This is a genomic window from Micromonospora sp. DT53, from assembly GCF_049841535.1.
In the GTDB taxonomy this organism is placed as follows: Bacteria; Actinomycetota; Actinomycetes; order Mycobacteriales; family Micromonosporaceae; genus Micromonospora.
In genome coordinates this window covers 394,943-411,079 of sequence record NZ_JBNCKM010000004.1, presented here as the reverse complement: position 1 = coordinate 411,079, position 16,137 = coordinate 394,943, and the positions used below count along the sequence as shown (strand labels likewise).

At 70.2% G+C, this 16,137-nt stretch carries 15 protein-coding genes; 8 read left to right on the top strand and 7 right to left on the bottom strand.

Features of this window, described 5'->3' with window-relative positions:
- Nucleotides 1–35: 35 nt before the first annotated feature.
- Both ACLQ3B_RS16135 and ACLQ3B_RS16130 read right to left on the bottom strand, forming a co-directional pair.
- Nucleotides 36–1,184, bottom strand: a complete 1,149-nt coding sequence (locus ACLQ3B_RS16135) for an ATP-binding protein (protein WP_425781479.1) — start codon at nucleotides 1,182–1,184, stop codon at nucleotides 36–38.
- Nucleotides 1,185–1,310: 126 nt separating this feature from the next.
- Nucleotides 1,311–1,808 carry an NUDIX hydrolase gene (locus tag ACLQ3B_RS16130; protein ID WP_425781477.1) on the bottom strand — a complete coding sequence of 166 codons (498 nt, stop codon included), beginning with the start codon at nucleotides 1,806–1,808 and terminating at the stop codon, nucleotides 1,311–1,313.
- Between the two features lie 134 nt (nucleotides 1,809–1,942).
- Here ACLQ3B_RS16130 and ACLQ3B_RS16125 point away from each other — a divergent pair, with 134 nt between their 5' ends.
- The 3 genes from ACLQ3B_RS16125 to ACLQ3B_RS16115 are packed head-to-tail and all read left to right on the top strand — an operon-like array spanning nucleotide 1,943 to nucleotide 3,694.
- Entirely contained in the window at nucleotides 1,943–2,545 is a 603-nt protein-coding gene (locus ACLQ3B_RS16125; protein ID WP_425781475.1) for a DinB family protein, read from the top strand.
- Nucleotides 2,542–3,168, top strand: a complete 627-nt coding sequence (locus tag ACLQ3B_RS16120; protein WP_425781473.1) for a class I SAM-dependent methyltransferase — start codon at nucleotides 2,542–2,544, stop codon at nucleotides 3,166–3,168. Before ACLQ3B_RS16125 ends, ACLQ3B_RS16120 begins: the two co-directional genes overlap by 4 nt.
- 31 nt (nucleotides 3,169–3,199) lie before the next feature.
- Complete coding sequence (locus ACLQ3B_RS16115; RefSeq protein WP_425781471.1) at nucleotides 3,200–3,694, top strand: GNAT family N-acetyltransferase; 495 nt, start codon at nucleotides 3,200–3,202, stop codon at nucleotides 3,692–3,694.
- Nucleotides 3,695–4,220: 526 nt separating this feature from the next.
- On the opposite strand, the gene ACLQ3B_RS16110 is transcribed toward ACLQ3B_RS16115, so the two are convergent.
- From ACLQ3B_RS16110 to ACLQ3B_RS16100, 3 genes are all read right to left on the bottom strand, one after another.
- Entirely contained in the window at nucleotides 4,221–4,475 is a 255-nt protein-coding gene (locus ACLQ3B_RS16110) for a Smr/MutS family protein (protein ID WP_007465523.1), read from the bottom strand.
- Nucleotides 4,476–4,630: 155 nt separating this feature from the next.
- Complete coding sequence (locus tag ACLQ3B_RS16105; RefSeq protein ID WP_354973982.1) at nucleotides 4,631–4,999, bottom strand: tetratricopeptide repeat protein; 369 nt, start codon at nucleotides 4,997–4,999, stop codon at nucleotides 4,631–4,633.
- Nucleotides 5,000–5,157: 158 nt separating this feature from the next.
- Nucleotides 5,158–5,928: an ROK family protein gene (locus ACLQ3B_RS16100; RefSeq protein WP_425781469.1), complete on the bottom strand. Its 771-nt coding sequence runs from the start codon at nucleotides 5,926–5,928 to the stop codon at nucleotides 5,158–5,160.
- A 62-nt stretch (nucleotides 5,929–5,990) separates the two neighbouring features.
- Between ACLQ3B_RS16100 and ACLQ3B_RS16095 the strand changes: the two genes are divergently transcribed.
- The 3 genes from ACLQ3B_RS16095 (at nucleotide 5,991) to ACLQ3B_RS16085 (ending at nucleotide 8,802) form a co-directional block, all read left to right on the top strand.
- Nucleotides 5,991–7,628 carry an ABC-F family ATP-binding cassette domain-containing protein gene (locus ACLQ3B_RS16095; protein WP_425781467.1) on the top strand — a complete coding sequence of 546 codons (1,638 nt, stop codon included), beginning with the start codon at nucleotides 5,991–5,993 and terminating at the stop codon, nucleotides 7,626–7,628.
- 38 nt (nucleotides 7,629–7,666) lie between these two features.
- A complete protein-coding gene (locus tag ACLQ3B_RS16090; protein ID WP_425781465.1) occupies nucleotides 7,667–7,975 on the top strand; it encodes a hypothetical protein in 309 nt (102 codons plus the stop codon).
- Between the two features lie 101 nt (nucleotides 7,976–8,076).
- Nucleotides 8,077–8,802 carry a methyltransferase domain-containing protein gene (locus ACLQ3B_RS16085; RefSeq protein ID WP_425781463.1) on the top strand — a complete coding sequence of 242 codons (726 nt, stop codon included), beginning with the start codon at nucleotides 8,077–8,079 and terminating at the stop codon, nucleotides 8,800–8,802.
- 185 nt (nucleotides 8,803–8,987) lie between these two features.
- Here ACLQ3B_RS16085 and ACLQ3B_RS16080 read toward each other — a convergent pair whose 3' ends face one another.
- A complete protein-coding gene (locus tag ACLQ3B_RS16080; protein WP_425781461.1) occupies nucleotides 8,988–10,490 on the bottom strand; it encodes an amino acid permease in 1,503 nt (500 codons plus the stop codon).
- A 202-nt stretch (nucleotides 10,491–10,692) separates the two neighbouring features.
- On the opposite strand from ACLQ3B_RS16080, the gene ACLQ3B_RS16075 reads away from it, so the two are divergent.
- Both ACLQ3B_RS16075 and ACLQ3B_RS16070 read left to right on the top strand, forming a co-directional pair.
- Nucleotides 10,693–12,354, top strand: a complete 1,662-nt coding sequence (locus ACLQ3B_RS16075) for a family 10 glycosylhydrolase (RefSeq protein WP_425781459.1) — start codon at nucleotides 10,693–10,695, stop codon at nucleotides 12,352–12,354.
- Between the two features lie 176 nt (nucleotides 12,355–12,530).
- Complete coding sequence (locus ACLQ3B_RS16070; RefSeq protein WP_425781457.1) at nucleotides 12,531–13,067, top strand: phospholipase; 537 nt, start codon at nucleotides 12,531–12,533, stop codon at nucleotides 13,065–13,067.
- A 155-nt stretch (nucleotides 13,068–13,222) separates the two neighbouring features.
- Here ACLQ3B_RS16070 and ACLQ3B_RS16065 read toward each other — a convergent pair whose 3' ends face one another.
- Nucleotides 13,223–16,063 carry an ATP-binding protein gene (locus ACLQ3B_RS16065; RefSeq protein WP_425781455.1) on the bottom strand — a complete coding sequence of 947 codons (2,841 nt, stop codon included), beginning with the start codon at nucleotides 16,061–16,063 and terminating at the stop codon, nucleotides 13,223–13,225.
- Between the last annotated feature and the right edge of the window lie 74 nt (nucleotides 16,064–16,137).

The window sequence follows — 16,137 nt, the reverse complement described above, 5'->3', positions numbered from 1 at the left end:
GCTCCACCCCGGGCGCCCGGCACCGCTCGACAACCTCAGGCGGACCATGCCTGGAGGATGTCGTCGGGTCCCCAGACAAGGTCCACGGCCCCGTCCGGGAGGTCAGCTCCGGAGCGGCTGACGACGACCAGGCCGCTGGTGCCGGGCTGAAAACCCGGGATTAGCGGGGCGTGGCGCCGGAGTTCGTCGAGGTGGTGCCGGTCGAACGGGCCGTCCTGCCACTCGATGGAGCCGGCGAACGCGATGCGGGAGGCGATCGGAGCGCGGTCGGCTCCGACCAGATCGATCTCCGGGTTGGATTGCCGGTTCCACCAACCACCGACTTCCCACGCGTCAGCCCAGGGCAGAACTCCGGCACCGGCGGAGATGGCGAGCGCATCGCGGATGATCGGCTCGACGGCGTTACCCCGCCAACTCGACCACCGACTATCGAGGATGGCGCGAGCGGCCGCTGACCGATCGCGCAGAACCAGTTGATGCACATCGCGCATGATGGCCAGGTACAGGCGCAGATTACTGTCAGCGATCCGGTACTGAGCCAGTTTGCTGGGCTTGGTGGACAGCGGCTTGTCGACAGCGAGGATCTGTTTCTCCTCGACGAGCCGGTGAAGCAGCGGGGACAGCGTGCCGGAACTGACCGGGCCGCCGCGGTCCCCGGCGGCAGCGGCGATGTTGCTGAACGTGCGGCTACCCGCTCCACCGACAGCTTCCAAGATGCGGCGGGCAGTGTCGGGGGCGGGAAACTCCGATGCCAGGGACTGCTCGGGGACGGTGAACAACGCCGAAGTCTTGTTGGAGATCTCCTGACTCAGGAAATCGACCGGGGGCGTTCCCGGGGACCACTCCAGAGCGATACCCGGCAAGCCACCGGTGATCAGGTGTGCATCGATCGCGTCCGCGCCGCTCAACCCGGTCACGGCGGCGGTTTCGGCAAGATTGAACGGGCCGAGGACCATGTTCGTGGCCCTGCAGTAAAAGGGTCGGTCGTACTCGGTGAACCGCTGCATTATGTGCAGATCACTGCCGAGCAGCAGCATCAGCACTGGCCTGCTGGAGATGAGCCGATCCCAGGCGACCTGCAGGTGTCCGTCGAACGTCGGGTCCTGCTCAGAGATCCACGGCAGTTCGTCGAGGACGACCACACTCGGCATGTCGGGCAAGACACCAGCCAACACCCGCAGCATGTCTCCCCAGCCACCGGCCGGCGGCTGGGACGGCAAAAGATCACGACCGCCAGCGGTAAGCAGCGACGAGTCGCGCAATGCCCCGAGAAAGTAACTGACCGCTTCGATGCTCGACGCGCCCTCGGTTTAGAGGCCGAGCGCGACGGGTTGGGGTGGTACTCCGTCAGCGATCAACGCGGCCAACGGTGTGGCGAGGTCGCGGGGCGAGAACAGTTCCGGACCGCGGTGTTCCCTGATCTCTGACAGCGACCACCAGCGCCAGCCGATGACGTGCTCGGCGGCGAGCTCCTCATCGCTCATCGCACCCCGCGGCGTGAACGACGCGGTCCGAACGAGGAAGTAGTCGTTCACGACGCCGTCGTGGCCGGGTGCGAAGCCGGCGGCGACTATCTCCTGTCGCCAAACCTGAGGCGGATCGACGCCGAGAGCAAGACCGACCTCTTCGCGCAACTCTCGCCGCAGGGCGGCCAGTGGCGTCTCACCGTCTTCGACGCCACCCCCGGGAGTGATCCACACGGCGATCGTGCCAGCCGGGTCGGGAATGGCTAGTCGGAGCAGCAGAACGCGGTCGTCCTCATCGACGACGACCGCCCGCGCCGATCGCCGCAGGTTCACCGTCGACATCAGGACACCCTATGGGTCACCGAATACCGTCGACACCCTTCACGGCACAGCGGCTTGATGCGCCGGCAGCCCACGGTCGGCGACGGCGTCCGCGAGGGTCACAGGAAGGTCTCCGCTGTAGGTACCGTGCGGAAATGACGAGGAGCGAGCGGATCGCGGACCAGCTGGACCGGCACTGGCACAAGAACCTGCGACCACGGCTGGACGGTCTTGCCGATGAGGAGTATTTCTGGGAGCCGGTGCATGGCTGCTGGAGCATCCGCCCACGTGGCACGTCGACCGCGCCGATGTCGGCAGGTTCGGGGGAATGGACGATGGACTTCGCGTCCCTCGCCCCGGTGCCGGCGCCGGTGACCACGATTGCCTGGCGGCTGGCGCACATCATCGTCGATTGCCTGGGCTATCGGGTCGGATGGCACTTCGGCGGCCAGGACGTCGACTCCCAGACATTCGCCTACGCGGGGACCGCTGACGAGGCGCTGAAACAGCTCGATGAGATGTACGGGAGGTGGAACGCGGGGGTCCGCGAACTCTCGGACGCCGACCTGGAAAATCCGCCCACGGTAGGTCCCGAGCGGTTTCCCATGGAAGGCATCGTCCTGCACATCAACAGGGAACTGATCCATCACGGCGCCGAGATTTCCCTGCTGCGCGACCTCTACCGCTGGCAGGACGAAGCCGTACCGCGATCAATGAGTCGGCAAGCGGCACCGAGCCTCGTAGCGTTCCCGGAATGAGCAGGAGCGATGAGCGCGACATGGTCCGACGCGGCTACGACGCGCTCTCCTACCACTATCGATCCGACGACGCTGACGACGGTCGGTACGCTCCCTGGCTCGCCGGCCTACACCAGCGCCTACCTGCCTCAGCAGCAGTCCTCGACCTCGGGTGCGGCTGTGGGGTGCCGGTCGCCCGCTCCCTCGCCAACGCGGGACACCACGTCACAGGCGTTGACATCAGCGACGTGCAGATTGGGCGGGCGCGTCGCCTGGTGCCCGACGGCACCTTTCTCCGCGCCGACGCCACCCGGCTCGACCTGCCGCCGGCCTCGTTCGACGCCGTGGTGTGCCTGTACGCCTTCATCCACATGCCCCTGGCCGACCAGCCGCAGCTCATCAAGAGCATCGCCACCTGGTTACGCCCCGGCGGCTGGCTGCTCACCACCGTGGGCAACACCGCCTGGACAGGCACCGAGGACAACTGGCTCGATGGCCCCGCCACCATGTGGTGGAGCCACGCCGACGCCGCTGGTTACCGCTCGTGGCTGCGACAGGCGGGGCTGACGATCACCGCCGAGGATCTCGTCCCGGAAGGCAGCAGCGGGCACGCCCTCTTCTGGGCACAGCGCCCACAGGGCTGACCTGGTCCGAGCCGTGTGCGAGGCTTCGTCGGTGACCGACCTCGGCATCCGCGCAGCCACCTCGGCTGATTCCGATTTCCTGGTTGACATGCTCGTGGAGGCCGTGAACTGGCTGCCTGAGCGCAACTGGTCTCGCGAGCAGATCCTGGCGAATCCCGCGCTGGCTCACTATGTCACCGGGTGGATGCAGCCAAACGATTTTGGCCTGGTTGCGGTGGACCCGGCTGATCGGCCAGTCGGCGCGGCCTGGTTCCGATACCTGACCGTCGCTGATCCGGGCTACGGGTACGTGAGTGACGACGTGCCAGAGCTGACTATCGGGGTGGTGGAAACCTCAAGGGGGCGGGGTGTGGGCCGGGCGCTTTTGCGCGCTGTTCTGGACGCCGCACGAGACCGTGGCATCCGCACGGTGTCGCTGAGCGTGGAGCGGGCGAACTTCGCTGCGAGGCTGTACGCCGCGGAAGGGTTCCGCACGGTCGAGTCGTTCGAGGACGCGGACACGATGGTCGCTGATATCGACGCCTGAGGTCAGAAGCGGTGGCGTCGCTGTTTCCAGCGGTATTGATCTAGGCGAAGGCAGACGGACAAGTGCTTCGCTGCTGCGACATCTCAGCGGGCTGATCCGAGCAGGTCGATGCGCCGGATCGTGGGTGGCGTCGACCCGATTAGGCTCCGGTGGAGGTGTCCGATCCGAATGCGGCGTCAGACATTGTCTTCGCGTCCCCACCGCGCCCTTCACCCCGGATCGTGCCCTTGTTGGAACGCCGATGATGGTCTTGCATCTCGGCCATGGCTCGCTGTGCGTTCCGCATGACGGGGTCACGGGTGAACGATGCGCGGGCCACCCGGCGACGTCGCACAATGACAACGGTCGACGTAACGACAAGCAGCAGAGCTACGCCGCCCACTGCGGTCCAGAGCCAGAACATCGTCATGGTCCTACTCCAATCGGCCGCTGCCCTGGTTCCCTCAGCATGACCCACCAGCGCGAGCGATCTGCCGCCGCTAGATCGCTGGAGCCTGTCGCAGATCACCCGACAGAGATGCCGTCGCTACTTCCAGCGGAAGTGCACGAAGAGGCGGCCGAAGTTCTTCGAGTCCTTCTCCACGCGGTGGTAGAGCTGCTTGACGTCCTTCTGGTCGAGGAACCGCAGCACCCGCTTCTTGAGCTGGCCGGACCCCTTGCCGGGGATGATCTCGACGAGGGTGGCCTTCTTCGCCACCGCCTCGTCCATGATCCCGCGCAACGCGCGGTCGATGTCCTGGCCCTTGTTGAAGATCTCGTGCAGGTCCAGCTTGAGCTTCATGCCGCAGCCCTCGGCCGGTCAGGTCCCATGTCCGCCATCCTAGGGCGTGTGCCGAAGCCCCTGGCCGGCCTGCGGCGGGCCCAGACGATGGCCGGCCGCCGGGCGACGGAAGGGGCGGCCCCGAAGGACCGCCCCTGCCACGTAACGCCGCACGCTCAGCGCCGGCCGCCCAGTCGGGTCTCCACCCGCTCCAGCGCCGTCCGGTAGTCGTCGTTGGCCGCGTACATCGCGGCGGCGATCCGCAGGTGCCGCAGCGCGTCGGTGTGTCGGTTCAGCCGTTCCAGCGTCCGACCGAGCACGTGGTGCGCGTAGTGGTCGCTCGGATCCCGCTCGATCAGCTCGCGCAGGTGCTCCTCGGCCCGGTTGAGCTGGGCCGACTGGAAGTACGCCCGGGCCAGCAACTGCCGGACGGCCGCGTTGCCGGGCTCGGCGTCGATGATCGGCTCCAGCAGTCGGGCCGCTCCGCTGGGGTCACCGGTTTCGAAGAACATGGTCGCCCGCCGGTAGTCCGCCAGAAGATCCATCTGCCACCTCCTCGGGTCGCACCGTCACCTGTTCCGACGCTGGCACAACACCGGCCGTTTGGCGACTGTTCCCGCGGTCGAGATCGGGTCACTTCCGGCCGCCGAACGCCGCCAACGGGTGCCGAACGCCGCCAACGCCGCCGACGGGTGCCGACGGGTCAGGTGCGGGCGTTCCGGCGTCCGGCGGCGAGTTCCCAGGCGCGGACACCGCCGACAATTCCGGCGGTGTTCGGCACCACCACCACGTCGTCGCCCATCCGGGCCAGTTGCTCGGGCCGGATCAGCCGGGAGTTGCCCCCGCCCAGGTAGAGCCGGTCCCAGCGGAACACCGGGCGGAGCCCGTCCACCACCTGCCGGATCCGACGGGACCAGAAGGCGTCGCCGAGCCGCCGCCGTTCCGGCTCGCCGACGTACGTGTCGTAGGTGGTCCCCCAGCGCACCGGCGCGTGCGACAGCTCCAGGTGCGGTGCGAGCACACCGCCGTCGAAGAGCGCGCTGCCCAGCCCCGTCCCCAGGGTGAGTACCAGCTCACAGCCGGTGCCGGCGACCACTCCGGCGCCGTGCACCTCGGCGTCGTTGAGCACCAGCGCCGGCACCCCGAACGCGTCGGCCAACGCGCCGCGCGCGTCCCAGCCGGACCACTCGGCTTGCAGGTCCGGGTCGACCCGGCTGCGCGGGCCGCTGCGGGTCACGTAGTGCGGCGTGCTCACGACCACTCCGTGCCGGATCATCCCGGGTACGCCGACCGTGAGCCGGTCCGCCGTTGGCAGGCGTCCGCCCAGATCCACCAGGGTCCGGACAAACAACGCGGGCGGCAACGGGTACGGGGTCGGCACCCGCAACGGTCGGGCCCGCATCGTTCCCGCCTCGTCGAGCACGGACGCCTTGATGCCCCCGCCGCCACAGTCGATCGCCAGTGTGGTCACCACGTCGTTGAGTCTGCCCGCTGCCGGCCGGTCGTATGCGCGGGGCCGGATAGGCTGCCGTCCTGATGAGCGCCACGATGATCGTCAAGGACCTGGCCGCCGGGCACGGCGACCGCCCGCTCTTCGCCGGATTGGACCTGGTGGTCGCCCCCGGCGACGTGGTCGGGCTGGTCGGGCCGAACGGGGCCGGCAAGTCGACGCTGCTGCGTACCCTCGCCGGGTTGTTGCCGGTCGAGGCCGGCAGCGTGCGGCTCAGCCCGCCCACCGCGAGCGTCGGACACCTGCCGCAGGAGCCGGAACGGCGACCGGGCGAGACGGTACGGGACTTCCTGGCCCGCAGGACCGGGGTGACCGCCGCGCAGGCGGCGTTGGACGCGGCTACCGAGGCGCTGACCGCAGGGGCGGCCGGTGCCGACGACGCGTACGGCGACGCGCTGGAGCGCTGGCTCGCCCTGGGCGGCGCGGACCTGGACGAACGCGCCGAGCAGGTGAGTGCCGACCTGGGGCTCGCGGTCGACCTGGATCATCCGACGACCGGGCTCTCCGGCGGCCAGGCGGCCCGGGCCGGGCTGGCGTCGCTGCTGCTCAGCCGGTACGACGTGTTCCTGCTCGACGAGCCGACCAACGACCTGGACCTGGCCGGGTTGGAACGGCTGGAGGAGTTCGTCACCGGGTTGCGCGCCGGCACGGTGCTGGTCAGCCACGATCGGGAGTTCCTCACCCGCACGGTGACCCGGGTGCTGGAGCTGGACCTGGCGCAGCAGCAGGTGCACCACTACGGCGGCGGCTACGCGGCCTACCTGGAGGAGCGCGAGGTGGCCCGCCGGCACGCCCGCGCGGAATTCGAGGAGTACGCCGACACCAAGGCCGGGCTGGAGGCGCGGGCCCGCACCCAGCGTGGGTGGATGGAGAAGGGCGTGAAGAACGCCCGCCGCAAGGCCACCGACAACGACAAGATCGGCCGCAAGTTCCGCGCCGAGGCGAGCGAGAAGCAGGCCGCCAAGGCCAAGCAGACCGATCGGCTGATCGAGCGGCTCGACGTGGTCGAGGAGCCCCGCAAGGAGTGGGAGCTGCGGATGGAGATCGCCGCCGCGCCCCGCGCCGGCGCCGTCGTGGCCACGCTGCGCGGAGCTGTGGTACGCCGGGGTGGCTTCACCCTCGGTCCGATCGATCTCCAGATCGACTGGGCGGACCGGGTGGCGGTGACCGGGGCGAACGGTTCGGGCAAGTCCACCCTGTTGGCCGCGCTGCTGGGCCGGCTGCCGTTGGACTCCGGCACCGCCTCGCTCGGGCCCGGCGTGGTGGTCGGCGAGGTGGACCAGGCCCGCGGGCTGTTCCTCGGCGACGTGCCGCTGATCGACGCGTTCGAGGCGGCCGTACCCCACATGTCGCCGGCGGACGCGCGGACCCTGCTGGCCAAGTTCGGGCTGCGTGCGGCGCACGTGCCGCGACCGGCGGCCACCCTCTCCCCCGGTGAGCGGACCCGGGCGGCGCTGGCCCTGCTCCAGGGCCGTGGGGTCAACCTGCTGGTACTGGACGAGCCCACCAACCACCTGGACCTGCCCGCCATCGAGCAGCTTGAGGCCGCGCTGGCCAGCTACCCCGGCACCCTGCTGCTGGTCACCCACGACCGGCGGATGCTGGCCGCCATCGAGACGAACCGGCGGCTCCGCGTCGACGGCGGGCGGATCGCCGAGGATTGATCCGTGCCCGGGGGCCGGCGCGGGGTGAGAATGACGCCATGCTCAAGTGGGAGTACGCCCTGCTGGTCCGCCGCCGCCAGGCGGCGACCAACGACCTCGGCTGGGAGGTCGTCTTCGTCTGGTACGGCCCGGACGGCTCGATGGTCGACGTGACGCCGTACGGCGACACCTCGCTGGCCCACCTGAACCGGGCTGGCGACCAGGGCTGGGAGTTGGTCGCGATGAGCGAGGACCCGTCCCTACCCGGCAACCACGAACTGCACCGCTACCACCTCAAGCGGCCGAAGCCCGCCGACCCGCCACCGCGTCAGCGGATACGTGGGGGCCGCCGCACCTTCTCCGGCTGACCCGGCACGCCAGCGGTCGGCCCGTCGGCAGAGGCGACCCGGTGGACGACCGGGGCATAACGGGCGCGATTGCGGGTAACGCGCGGCGGGAGGTGGCCCGAATGGTCGCTTTGGCACAGACTCCGCCCTCGGCCGACCGGCTGCGGGCGATCGACGAATTCCTCGCTCAGGCGTGGGCGGACCAGGTCCGCCACGACGATCGGTTGCGGGACCTGGCGGTCGAGGTGCGGTTCGACCGGGGGGTGGCCCACCTGAGCGGCGACGTGGCCGAGCCCGCCCAGCTACGGCTGGTGCGGAGCCTGGTGGGGCAACTGGCCGGTGTCTACGGCGTCTGGTGCCGGGTCGGCATCGGCGGGCGGGCGCCGGTGGTCGTGGACCTCGGTTGTGGGCCGACCAAGCAGTGGTCGAGCAACCTGGGGCTGGACATCTACCCGGCGCCCGGCGTGGACGCCGTCGCGGACCTGTCCGGCTCACTGCCGCTCGCGGACAACTCGGTGGACGTCCTCTTCGCGGTGCACATCCTGGAGCACCTGATCGACTTCCTGCCGCTTGTCGACGAGTGTCATCGCGTGCTCCGCCCCGGCGGCGTGCTGCACGTGATGAGCCCCTGGTGGGGGCATGTGAACGCGGTGGCCGACCCGACCCACGTCCGGCTGATGGACGTGCAGACGTTCAAGGGGATCTGCCAGCTCCGGCCACCGGGCGCGCCGCGATGGTACCCACTGCACGCCGGCTGCGACGGCGCCTCGATCTTCGCCGACCTGACCCCCCTCCCCCCGGACGCCAACCCGGCCCCCCAGTCCCACCTAGCCCGCTTCTTCGACTAACCCCACCACCACCACCCACCCACCCACCCACGCACCCACGCACCCACGCACCCACGCCGCCACGCCTCGTTGATCATGAAGTTATTGCGGCGACACGCCGTCATTCATGGCAATAACTTCATGATCAACGCGCGGGGTGGGGTGGGTGGGGTGGGGTGGGGTGGGGTGGGGTGGGGGGTGGGGGGTCAGCTGTCGGCGGTTGGCTCGCGGGGGGTCGGGGCGACGGCGGGCTCGTGTTGGGCCAGTCGGTTGCGGCGGTAGCCGTAGCCGAAGTAGATGACCGCGCCGAGCAACATCCAGGCCAGGAACCGCAGCCAGGTCTCCACCGACAGGTTGAGCATCAGGTAGAAGCAGGCAAGCGCCGAGACGATCGGCAGCACCGGTGAGAACGGCACCCGGAACGGCCGCTCCAGGTCCGGGCGCTTGCGGCGCAGGATCGGCACCGCCACCGACACCAGCACGAACGCGCAGAGAGCGCCGATGCTGACCAGGTCGGCCAGCGCGGACAGCGGCAGGAAGCCGGCCAGCAGCGCGACCGCCACCGTCATGATCGCCGAGATGCGGTACGGGGTGCCCCAGCGCGGGTGCACCTTCGCGATCGAGGGCGGGATCAACCCGTCCCGGGCGATGGCGAACCCGATCCGGCCCATCGCCACCAGGTCGACCAGGATGACGCTGGTCAGGCCCGCGACCGCGGCGATGGAGACCAGCACGGCCGCCCAGCCCGCGCCGACCGACTCGAAGGCCGAGGCGATCGGGGCGCCCCGGTCGATCTCGGTGTACGGCACCATCCCGACCACCACCAGCGAGACGCCGATGTAGAGCACTGTGGAGATCAGCAGCGTGCCGAGCAGACCCAGGGTGAGGTCCCGCTTGGGCTTCTTCGTCTCCTCGCCCAGGTTGGCCACGGCCTCGAAGCCGGTGTACGCGAAGAAGACCACTGCGGCGGCGCTGAGCACCCCGACGAAGCCGAAGACCGACGGCTCCAGCCCGAAGAGCGCCTGCGTGACGGGTTGCTTGATGCCGTCGTCGCCGCTTCCGGCGGGCTCGGCCGGCGGGATGAACGGGGTGAGGTTCGCGGCCTTGACGAAGAACAGCCCGGCTACCACCACGAAGACGCAGATGGCCACCTTGACCAGCACCAGCAGGTTGGTGATCCGGGCGGATTCCCGGATGCCGACGATCGCCACGATGCCGAGGATCAGCACGATGGCGATGGCGCCCACGTTGACCGTGCTGCCCTCCTCGCCGAACCACCGGGTCGGCAGGTCGAGCAGTTCGGCGAGGTAGCCGGACCAGCCTCGGGCCACCACTGCTGCGCCGAGTGCGAACTCCAGCAGCAGGTCCCAACCGATGATCCAGGCGACGATCTCGCCCATCGTGGCGTACGCGTAGGTGTAGGCGCTGCCGGCGGTCGGCACGCTGGAGGCCAGTTCGGCGTAGCAGAGGGCGGCGAGCAGGGCCACCACGCCGGCGATGGCGAAGGAGATCACCACGCCCGGCCCGGCGCTGTCCCGGGCCTCGATCCCGGTGAGGGTGAAGATGCCGGTGCCGATCACGATGCCGATACCGAAGCCGGTGAGGTCGATCGCGCCGAGCCGTCTCTTCAGCCCCAGTTGGCCGTCGCTGCCGTCCGCCTCACCCTGGGCCATCACGTCCTTGATTGGTTTTGTGCGCAGCACGGACACCCGGTCACCCCTCCCACCGCGCGACCACCTCCGTGGCGGCCGGTGACCGCCGTTGCTACCCAGCGGCGTGATTGGTCAACCACGAACTCTTGCGGCAGTGGCCAGACTGTGAAAATTTCCTACCAGCAACGCGGACATCAGCGGCGAATCTTGCCGCGCGCCGCGTGAAACATCCGGGAGCCCCAACGAAGGGACACACCGCATGAAAGCCACACGACTCGGAGTCGCCGGACTGGTCGCAGCCCTGCTCGGCACGTTCGTCACTGCCACCCCCGCGAGCGCCGCAGCCAGCGCGGCCGACACCACCACCACCGCCACCTGCGCCACCGATCCGGCCACCCCGAAGCGGCAGTTCCGGGCCATGTGGATCTCGTCGGTGGTCAACATCGACTGGCCCAGCAAGGCGTCCCAGACCAACCCGGACCGGATCGCGGCCCAGCAGGCCGAGTACCGCGAGCTGCTCGACCTGGCCGGGCGACTGCGTCACAACGCGGTCGTGGTGCAGGTCCGGCCGACCGCCGACGCGCTCTGGCCCTCACCGTACGAACCCTGGTCGGAATACCTGACCGGCGTACGCGGCCAGGACCCGGGCTGGGACCCGCTGGCCTTCCTGGTCGACGAGTCGCACAAGCGGAACCTGGAGTTCCACGCCTGGTTCAACCCGTACCGCGTGTCCATGCCGGCCCCCGGCGGTGCCGGCGCCGACCTGGCCCAACTCGCCCCCGGCCACCCGGCCCAGCAGCACCCCGACTGGACCTTCGCCTACCCACCGGCGGGCGTGGCGGGCAGCCGGCTCTACTACAACCCCGGAATCCCCGAGGTCCGCGAGTTCGTCCAGACCGCCATGATGGACGCGGTCAAGCGGTACGACATCGACGGAGTGCACTTCGACGACTACTTCTACCCTTACCCCAGCGGCACCTACCAGGTGCCCGACGACGCGACCTTCGCGGCCCACAACCGGGGCTTCACCGACCGGGCCGACTGGCGGCGGGACAACATCAACCTGCTGATCCAGGAGATGAACGGCAAGATCAAGGCTGCGAAGCCGTGGGTTAAGTTCGGCGTCAGCCCATTCGGCATCTGGCGCAACAAGGCCGCCGACCCGCTCGGCTCCGACACCACCGGCAGCCAGTCGTACGACATCATCTCCGCCGACACCCGCACGTGGGTCAAGCAGGAGTGGATCGACTACGTGGTGCCCCAGCTCTACTGGTACATCGGCCAGTACCCGGCGGCGGACTACGCGCGCCTGGTGCCGTGGTGGGCCGAGACGGTGCGCGGCACCCGCGTGCAGCTCTACATCGGCCAGGCCGACTACAAGAGCGGCGACCCGGCGTACGGGCCGTACTGGCAGAACCCGCGTGAGCTGTCCGACCACCTGGCGCTCAACCGGTCGTACCCGGAGGTGCAGGGCAACGTGCACTTCTCCGCGGTGCAGGTGCGTGCAAACCGGCTCGGCGCCACCGACATCTACGCGGGCGAGCACTACTCCCGCCCGGCGCTGGTGCCGACCATGCCCCACCTGCCGGCCCGGCCGCTGCTCTTCCCGGTGGTCACCAAGGCGACGCGGCAGGCCGACGGCGTCCGGCTCACCTGGCGGCAGCCGGCCGACGGCGTCGGCCCGCTCGGCACCGCCACCTCGTACGCGATCTACCGGTTCGACGGCACCACGCTGCCCGGCAGGTGCGCCACGGCCGACGCCGCGCATCTGGTCGGCACCGTCCGAGCCACCCCCGGCGCCGCCCAGTCCTGGGTGGACGCCTCGGCCGAGCCCGGTCGGCACTACACCTACCAACTGACCGCCCTGGACCGGTCGGCCAACGAGAGCCCCGCGAGCCCGCCGGCATTCGTCAGGCGCTGACCGCTCTCCAGATGCCCCGGACGCCTCGCGCGTCCGGGGCATTGGTCTGTTTCAACGTATGTCACGAATAGTTGGCGATGCACATACCGCCCGGTTGATGAGCCAATCGACACTTATCGACATCCGGTAACCCGCCGGTAACATCCGCACCACCCGCTCACCCGCGGAGGTAAACCGTGCCCCGACGTCTCGCAACCCTGATCAGCTCGGGCGCGTTAGCGCTGCTCGCCACCCTCGCCATCGCCTCCCCCGCCGCCGCCGTCACCCCCTCCCAACGGCTCTCCGTGCTGTCCAGTTGGACCCAGACCAGCGCGTCCAGCTACAACTCGTGGAACAGCGCCCGGGTCAACCGGGCGCCCTGGGCCGAGTACAACTTCAACTGGTCCACCGACTACTGCTCGTCCAGCCCGGACAACCCGCTCGGCTTCACCTTCACCCTGGGCTGCTACCGGCACGACTTCGGCTACCGCAACTACAAGGCCGTCGGCCAGTTCTCCGCCAACAAGTCCCGCCTCGACAGCGCCTTCTACGCGGACCTGAAGCGCGTCTGCGCCACGTACAACTCGGTCGTCCGGCCCGCCTGCTACAGCCTGGCCTGGACCTACTACCAGGCGGTCAACCTCTTCGGCTCGGTAGCAGCCGTCCAACAAGCCGACATAGACCGCGCCGCCCAGTTGAAGGCAAAAGCCGAAGCCAACGCCGCAACCCACTAACCCCACCCCCACCCCCACCCACCCACCCTCCCCACCCCACCACCCGCGTTGATCAAGAGGTTTCGGTCATCGGAAGCGCGTTTCCTGACGCATACCTCTTGATCAACAAGGGTGGGAGGGGTGGGCAGGGCGGGGGTGGGTGGGTGGGGCGGGGGTTAGGCGCGTTCGGTTCGGGTGGCTGGGTGGCGGTCGGGGTCGGCGGGACGGCGGGGCGTTGGTTGGGACAGGCCGGTGCTGAAGCGGGTCGAGTCCGCAGCCAGGTCCGGGTGTTCCACGTCGAGTGCCAGCGCCGCGGCCTCGTCCAGCCCCAGTTCGGCACCCTCGCCGTACGCGTCGTCGAAGGCCGCGTCACCCAGCACCGCACGCAACTCGGCCTGCTGTTCGGCCCAGTAACCGCCGTAGATGCCCGGGGTGGCACGCATGCTCGCCCGGGTGGCCTGCGCGGCCCCGAACAGTCGGGCTGCCGTCACCCGCTCCCCGCCGATCGCGCAGCGCACCGCGACCGCGTTCAAGGTGTCGCACGCCCGCCCGTGGTAGCCGTGACCCATCCGGGAGCGCAGTGCCACCAGCAGATGCTCGTGCGCGGCGATCACGTCGCCCCGGGCCAACGCGACCATTCCTAGCAGCATGTCCACCGAGCGCCGGCCGCGTTCCACGGGCCGGGCCGCCTCCACCGGACGTACCGCCCCCAGCAGCTCCGCCGCCTCCTCCAGGGCGCCTCGCCGCCAGAGCAGCTCGGCCAGACTGAACACCGCGAACAGCGCCTCGCCGACCACTTCCTGCCCGTGCGCCCAGTCGATGACCTCCCGGCACACCCGCTCGGCCTCGACGAACTGCCCCATGTCCACAAGCGGCGCGGCCCGGCCGGCGAGCACCCGGGCCAGCAACCCGGCGTCGCCGGCCTGCCGGGCCGCCGCCTCGGCCCGTTGGGAGTAACGCAGCTCCTCGGCGAACTCGCCGTCGGCGCTGGCATGCAGCGAGTGCATATGGTACGCCGCCGCCAGTTCGGCCTCCGGGATCCGCTCTCCCGTCTCCGCGATCCGCCCGTACAGCCGGAACAGCCACAGTCGGCCCTCGCGCGCCAGACCCCGCTCCAGCCACCACTGGTCCAGCCCGCCTGCCAGACCGAGACCGGCACGGGCGCTGCCGCCGGTGGCGCACCACCGCAGTGCGGCGCGCAGCTCCCCGGCCAGTGGGTCGAGGGCATACAACGACAGCGTCACCGGACGGCCGTCCTGGCCCAGGTGGGCTCGGTCCAACGCGTGCGCCGACCAGGCCACGTGCCGGTCCCGAGCGGCCTGCTCCTCACCCGCCTCGGCCAGCCGCCGCGCCGCGTACGCCCGGATCGGGTCGAGCATCCGGTAGGTGCTGCCAGCGGCCCGCGGCTCGGCCAACACCATCGACTTGTCCACCAGGACCGAGAGCGGGTCCAGCGGATCGTCACCCAGCAGCCACTCCACCGTCTCCAGATCCACCGGGCCGGCGAAGACCGCCAGCCACCGCAGCAGGCGGGCAGCCCGGGGGCCCAGCGTCCGGTACGACCAGGTGACGGTGGCCTGCATGGTCAGATGCCGTTCGGTGGCCGAGCGGTGCACAGCCCGACTCGCCGGGGTGGGCGGCGACGCCCCCGCGGCCGCCGCTACCAGGTCCACGGTGTCCTGCTGGTTGCCCGACCAGCCCCGCTCCACCGGAGGCGGATCCGGGTCCTCGCGGCCGGCATCCAGGGTGCCGAGGACATCGTCCAGCCGCTCGGCGAGCTGGCCCACGGAGAGCACCCGCAGCCGGGCGGCCGCCAACTCGATGGCGAGCGGCAGACCGTCCAACCGCTGCACGACCCGGCGCAGATCGGCCGACTCGGCCGGGTCGGGTTGCCGACCACCGCGCGCGGCCGCCGTACGGTCCAGCAGCAGGGCCACCGCGTCGCTCTCCGCGCCGTCCGCACGCGGGTCGACCGAGAGCGGCGGGATCCGCCACACCACCTCGCCGGGAAGGCTGAACGACTCACGACTGGTCGCCACCACCCGTACGCCGCCCCCGCCGGACAGCAACCGCGCGATCACCTCCGCGCAGGCGGCCGGTTGGGTGTCGCAGGTGTCCAGTACGACGAGCATCCGGCGGCCGGCCGCGTACTCGACGAGGGTGTCCAGCATCGGCCGGCCGGGCTCGGGTCGTAGGCCGAGCACGGCGGCGATGGCGAACGCCACCAACCCCGGGTCGGTCACCGAGGCGATGTCGACGAACCAGACCCCGTCCGGGTACGCCTCGACAACTCCGCTGGCCAACTCCACAGCGAGCCGGGTCTTGCCCGCGCCGCCCGCCCCGAGCACGGTGACCAGGCGGTGCTGTCGCACCAGCAGGCCCAGCTCGATGCGCTCGGCCTGCCGGCCGACGAACGAGGTGACCTGGGTGGGCAGGTTGTGCGCCACCGCGTCGGCGGTGCGGGGCCGGGGGAACTGGCGCTCCAGACCGGGGGCGACCAGTTGGAACAGTCGTTCCCGGTCGTCGAAGCCGCGCAGGCGGTGCAGGCCCAGGTCGAGCAGTGTCGCACCGGGCGGCATCGGCTCGGCCCGACGTGCGGTGGACGCCGTGCAGAGCACCTGCCCGCCGTGGGCGGCGGCGGCCACCCGGGCGGCCCGGTGCACCTCGGGGCTGGCATACTCGCCGTCGCGGGGCTCGGCATAGCCGGTGTGCAGGCCCATCCGTACCCGGGGCGCGGCTTCGGAGGTGGGCCAGTCGTGGCTGGACAGTGCGCGCTGGGCGGTCAGGCACGCGGTCATCGCCGCGGTCGCTTCCTCGAAGGCCAGGAAGAACGAGTCGCCCTCGGTCAGCAGCTCCGCGCCACCCGTGCTGGCAAGCGTGCGGCGCAGCAACCGTCGATGCTCGGCGAGCACCGGGCGGTAGTCCGGGCCGAGCAGCTGGGCCAGCCGGGTCGAGCCCTCGATATCGGTGAACACGAAGGTCACCCAACCGCTCGGGAGCTGGATCCGTGGCGACATGCGAGAAACCTCCGCCCGTGACGTCGGGTTCATGCTGCCTGAGTCCGGACGATCACACATCGTGAGAACGGCCG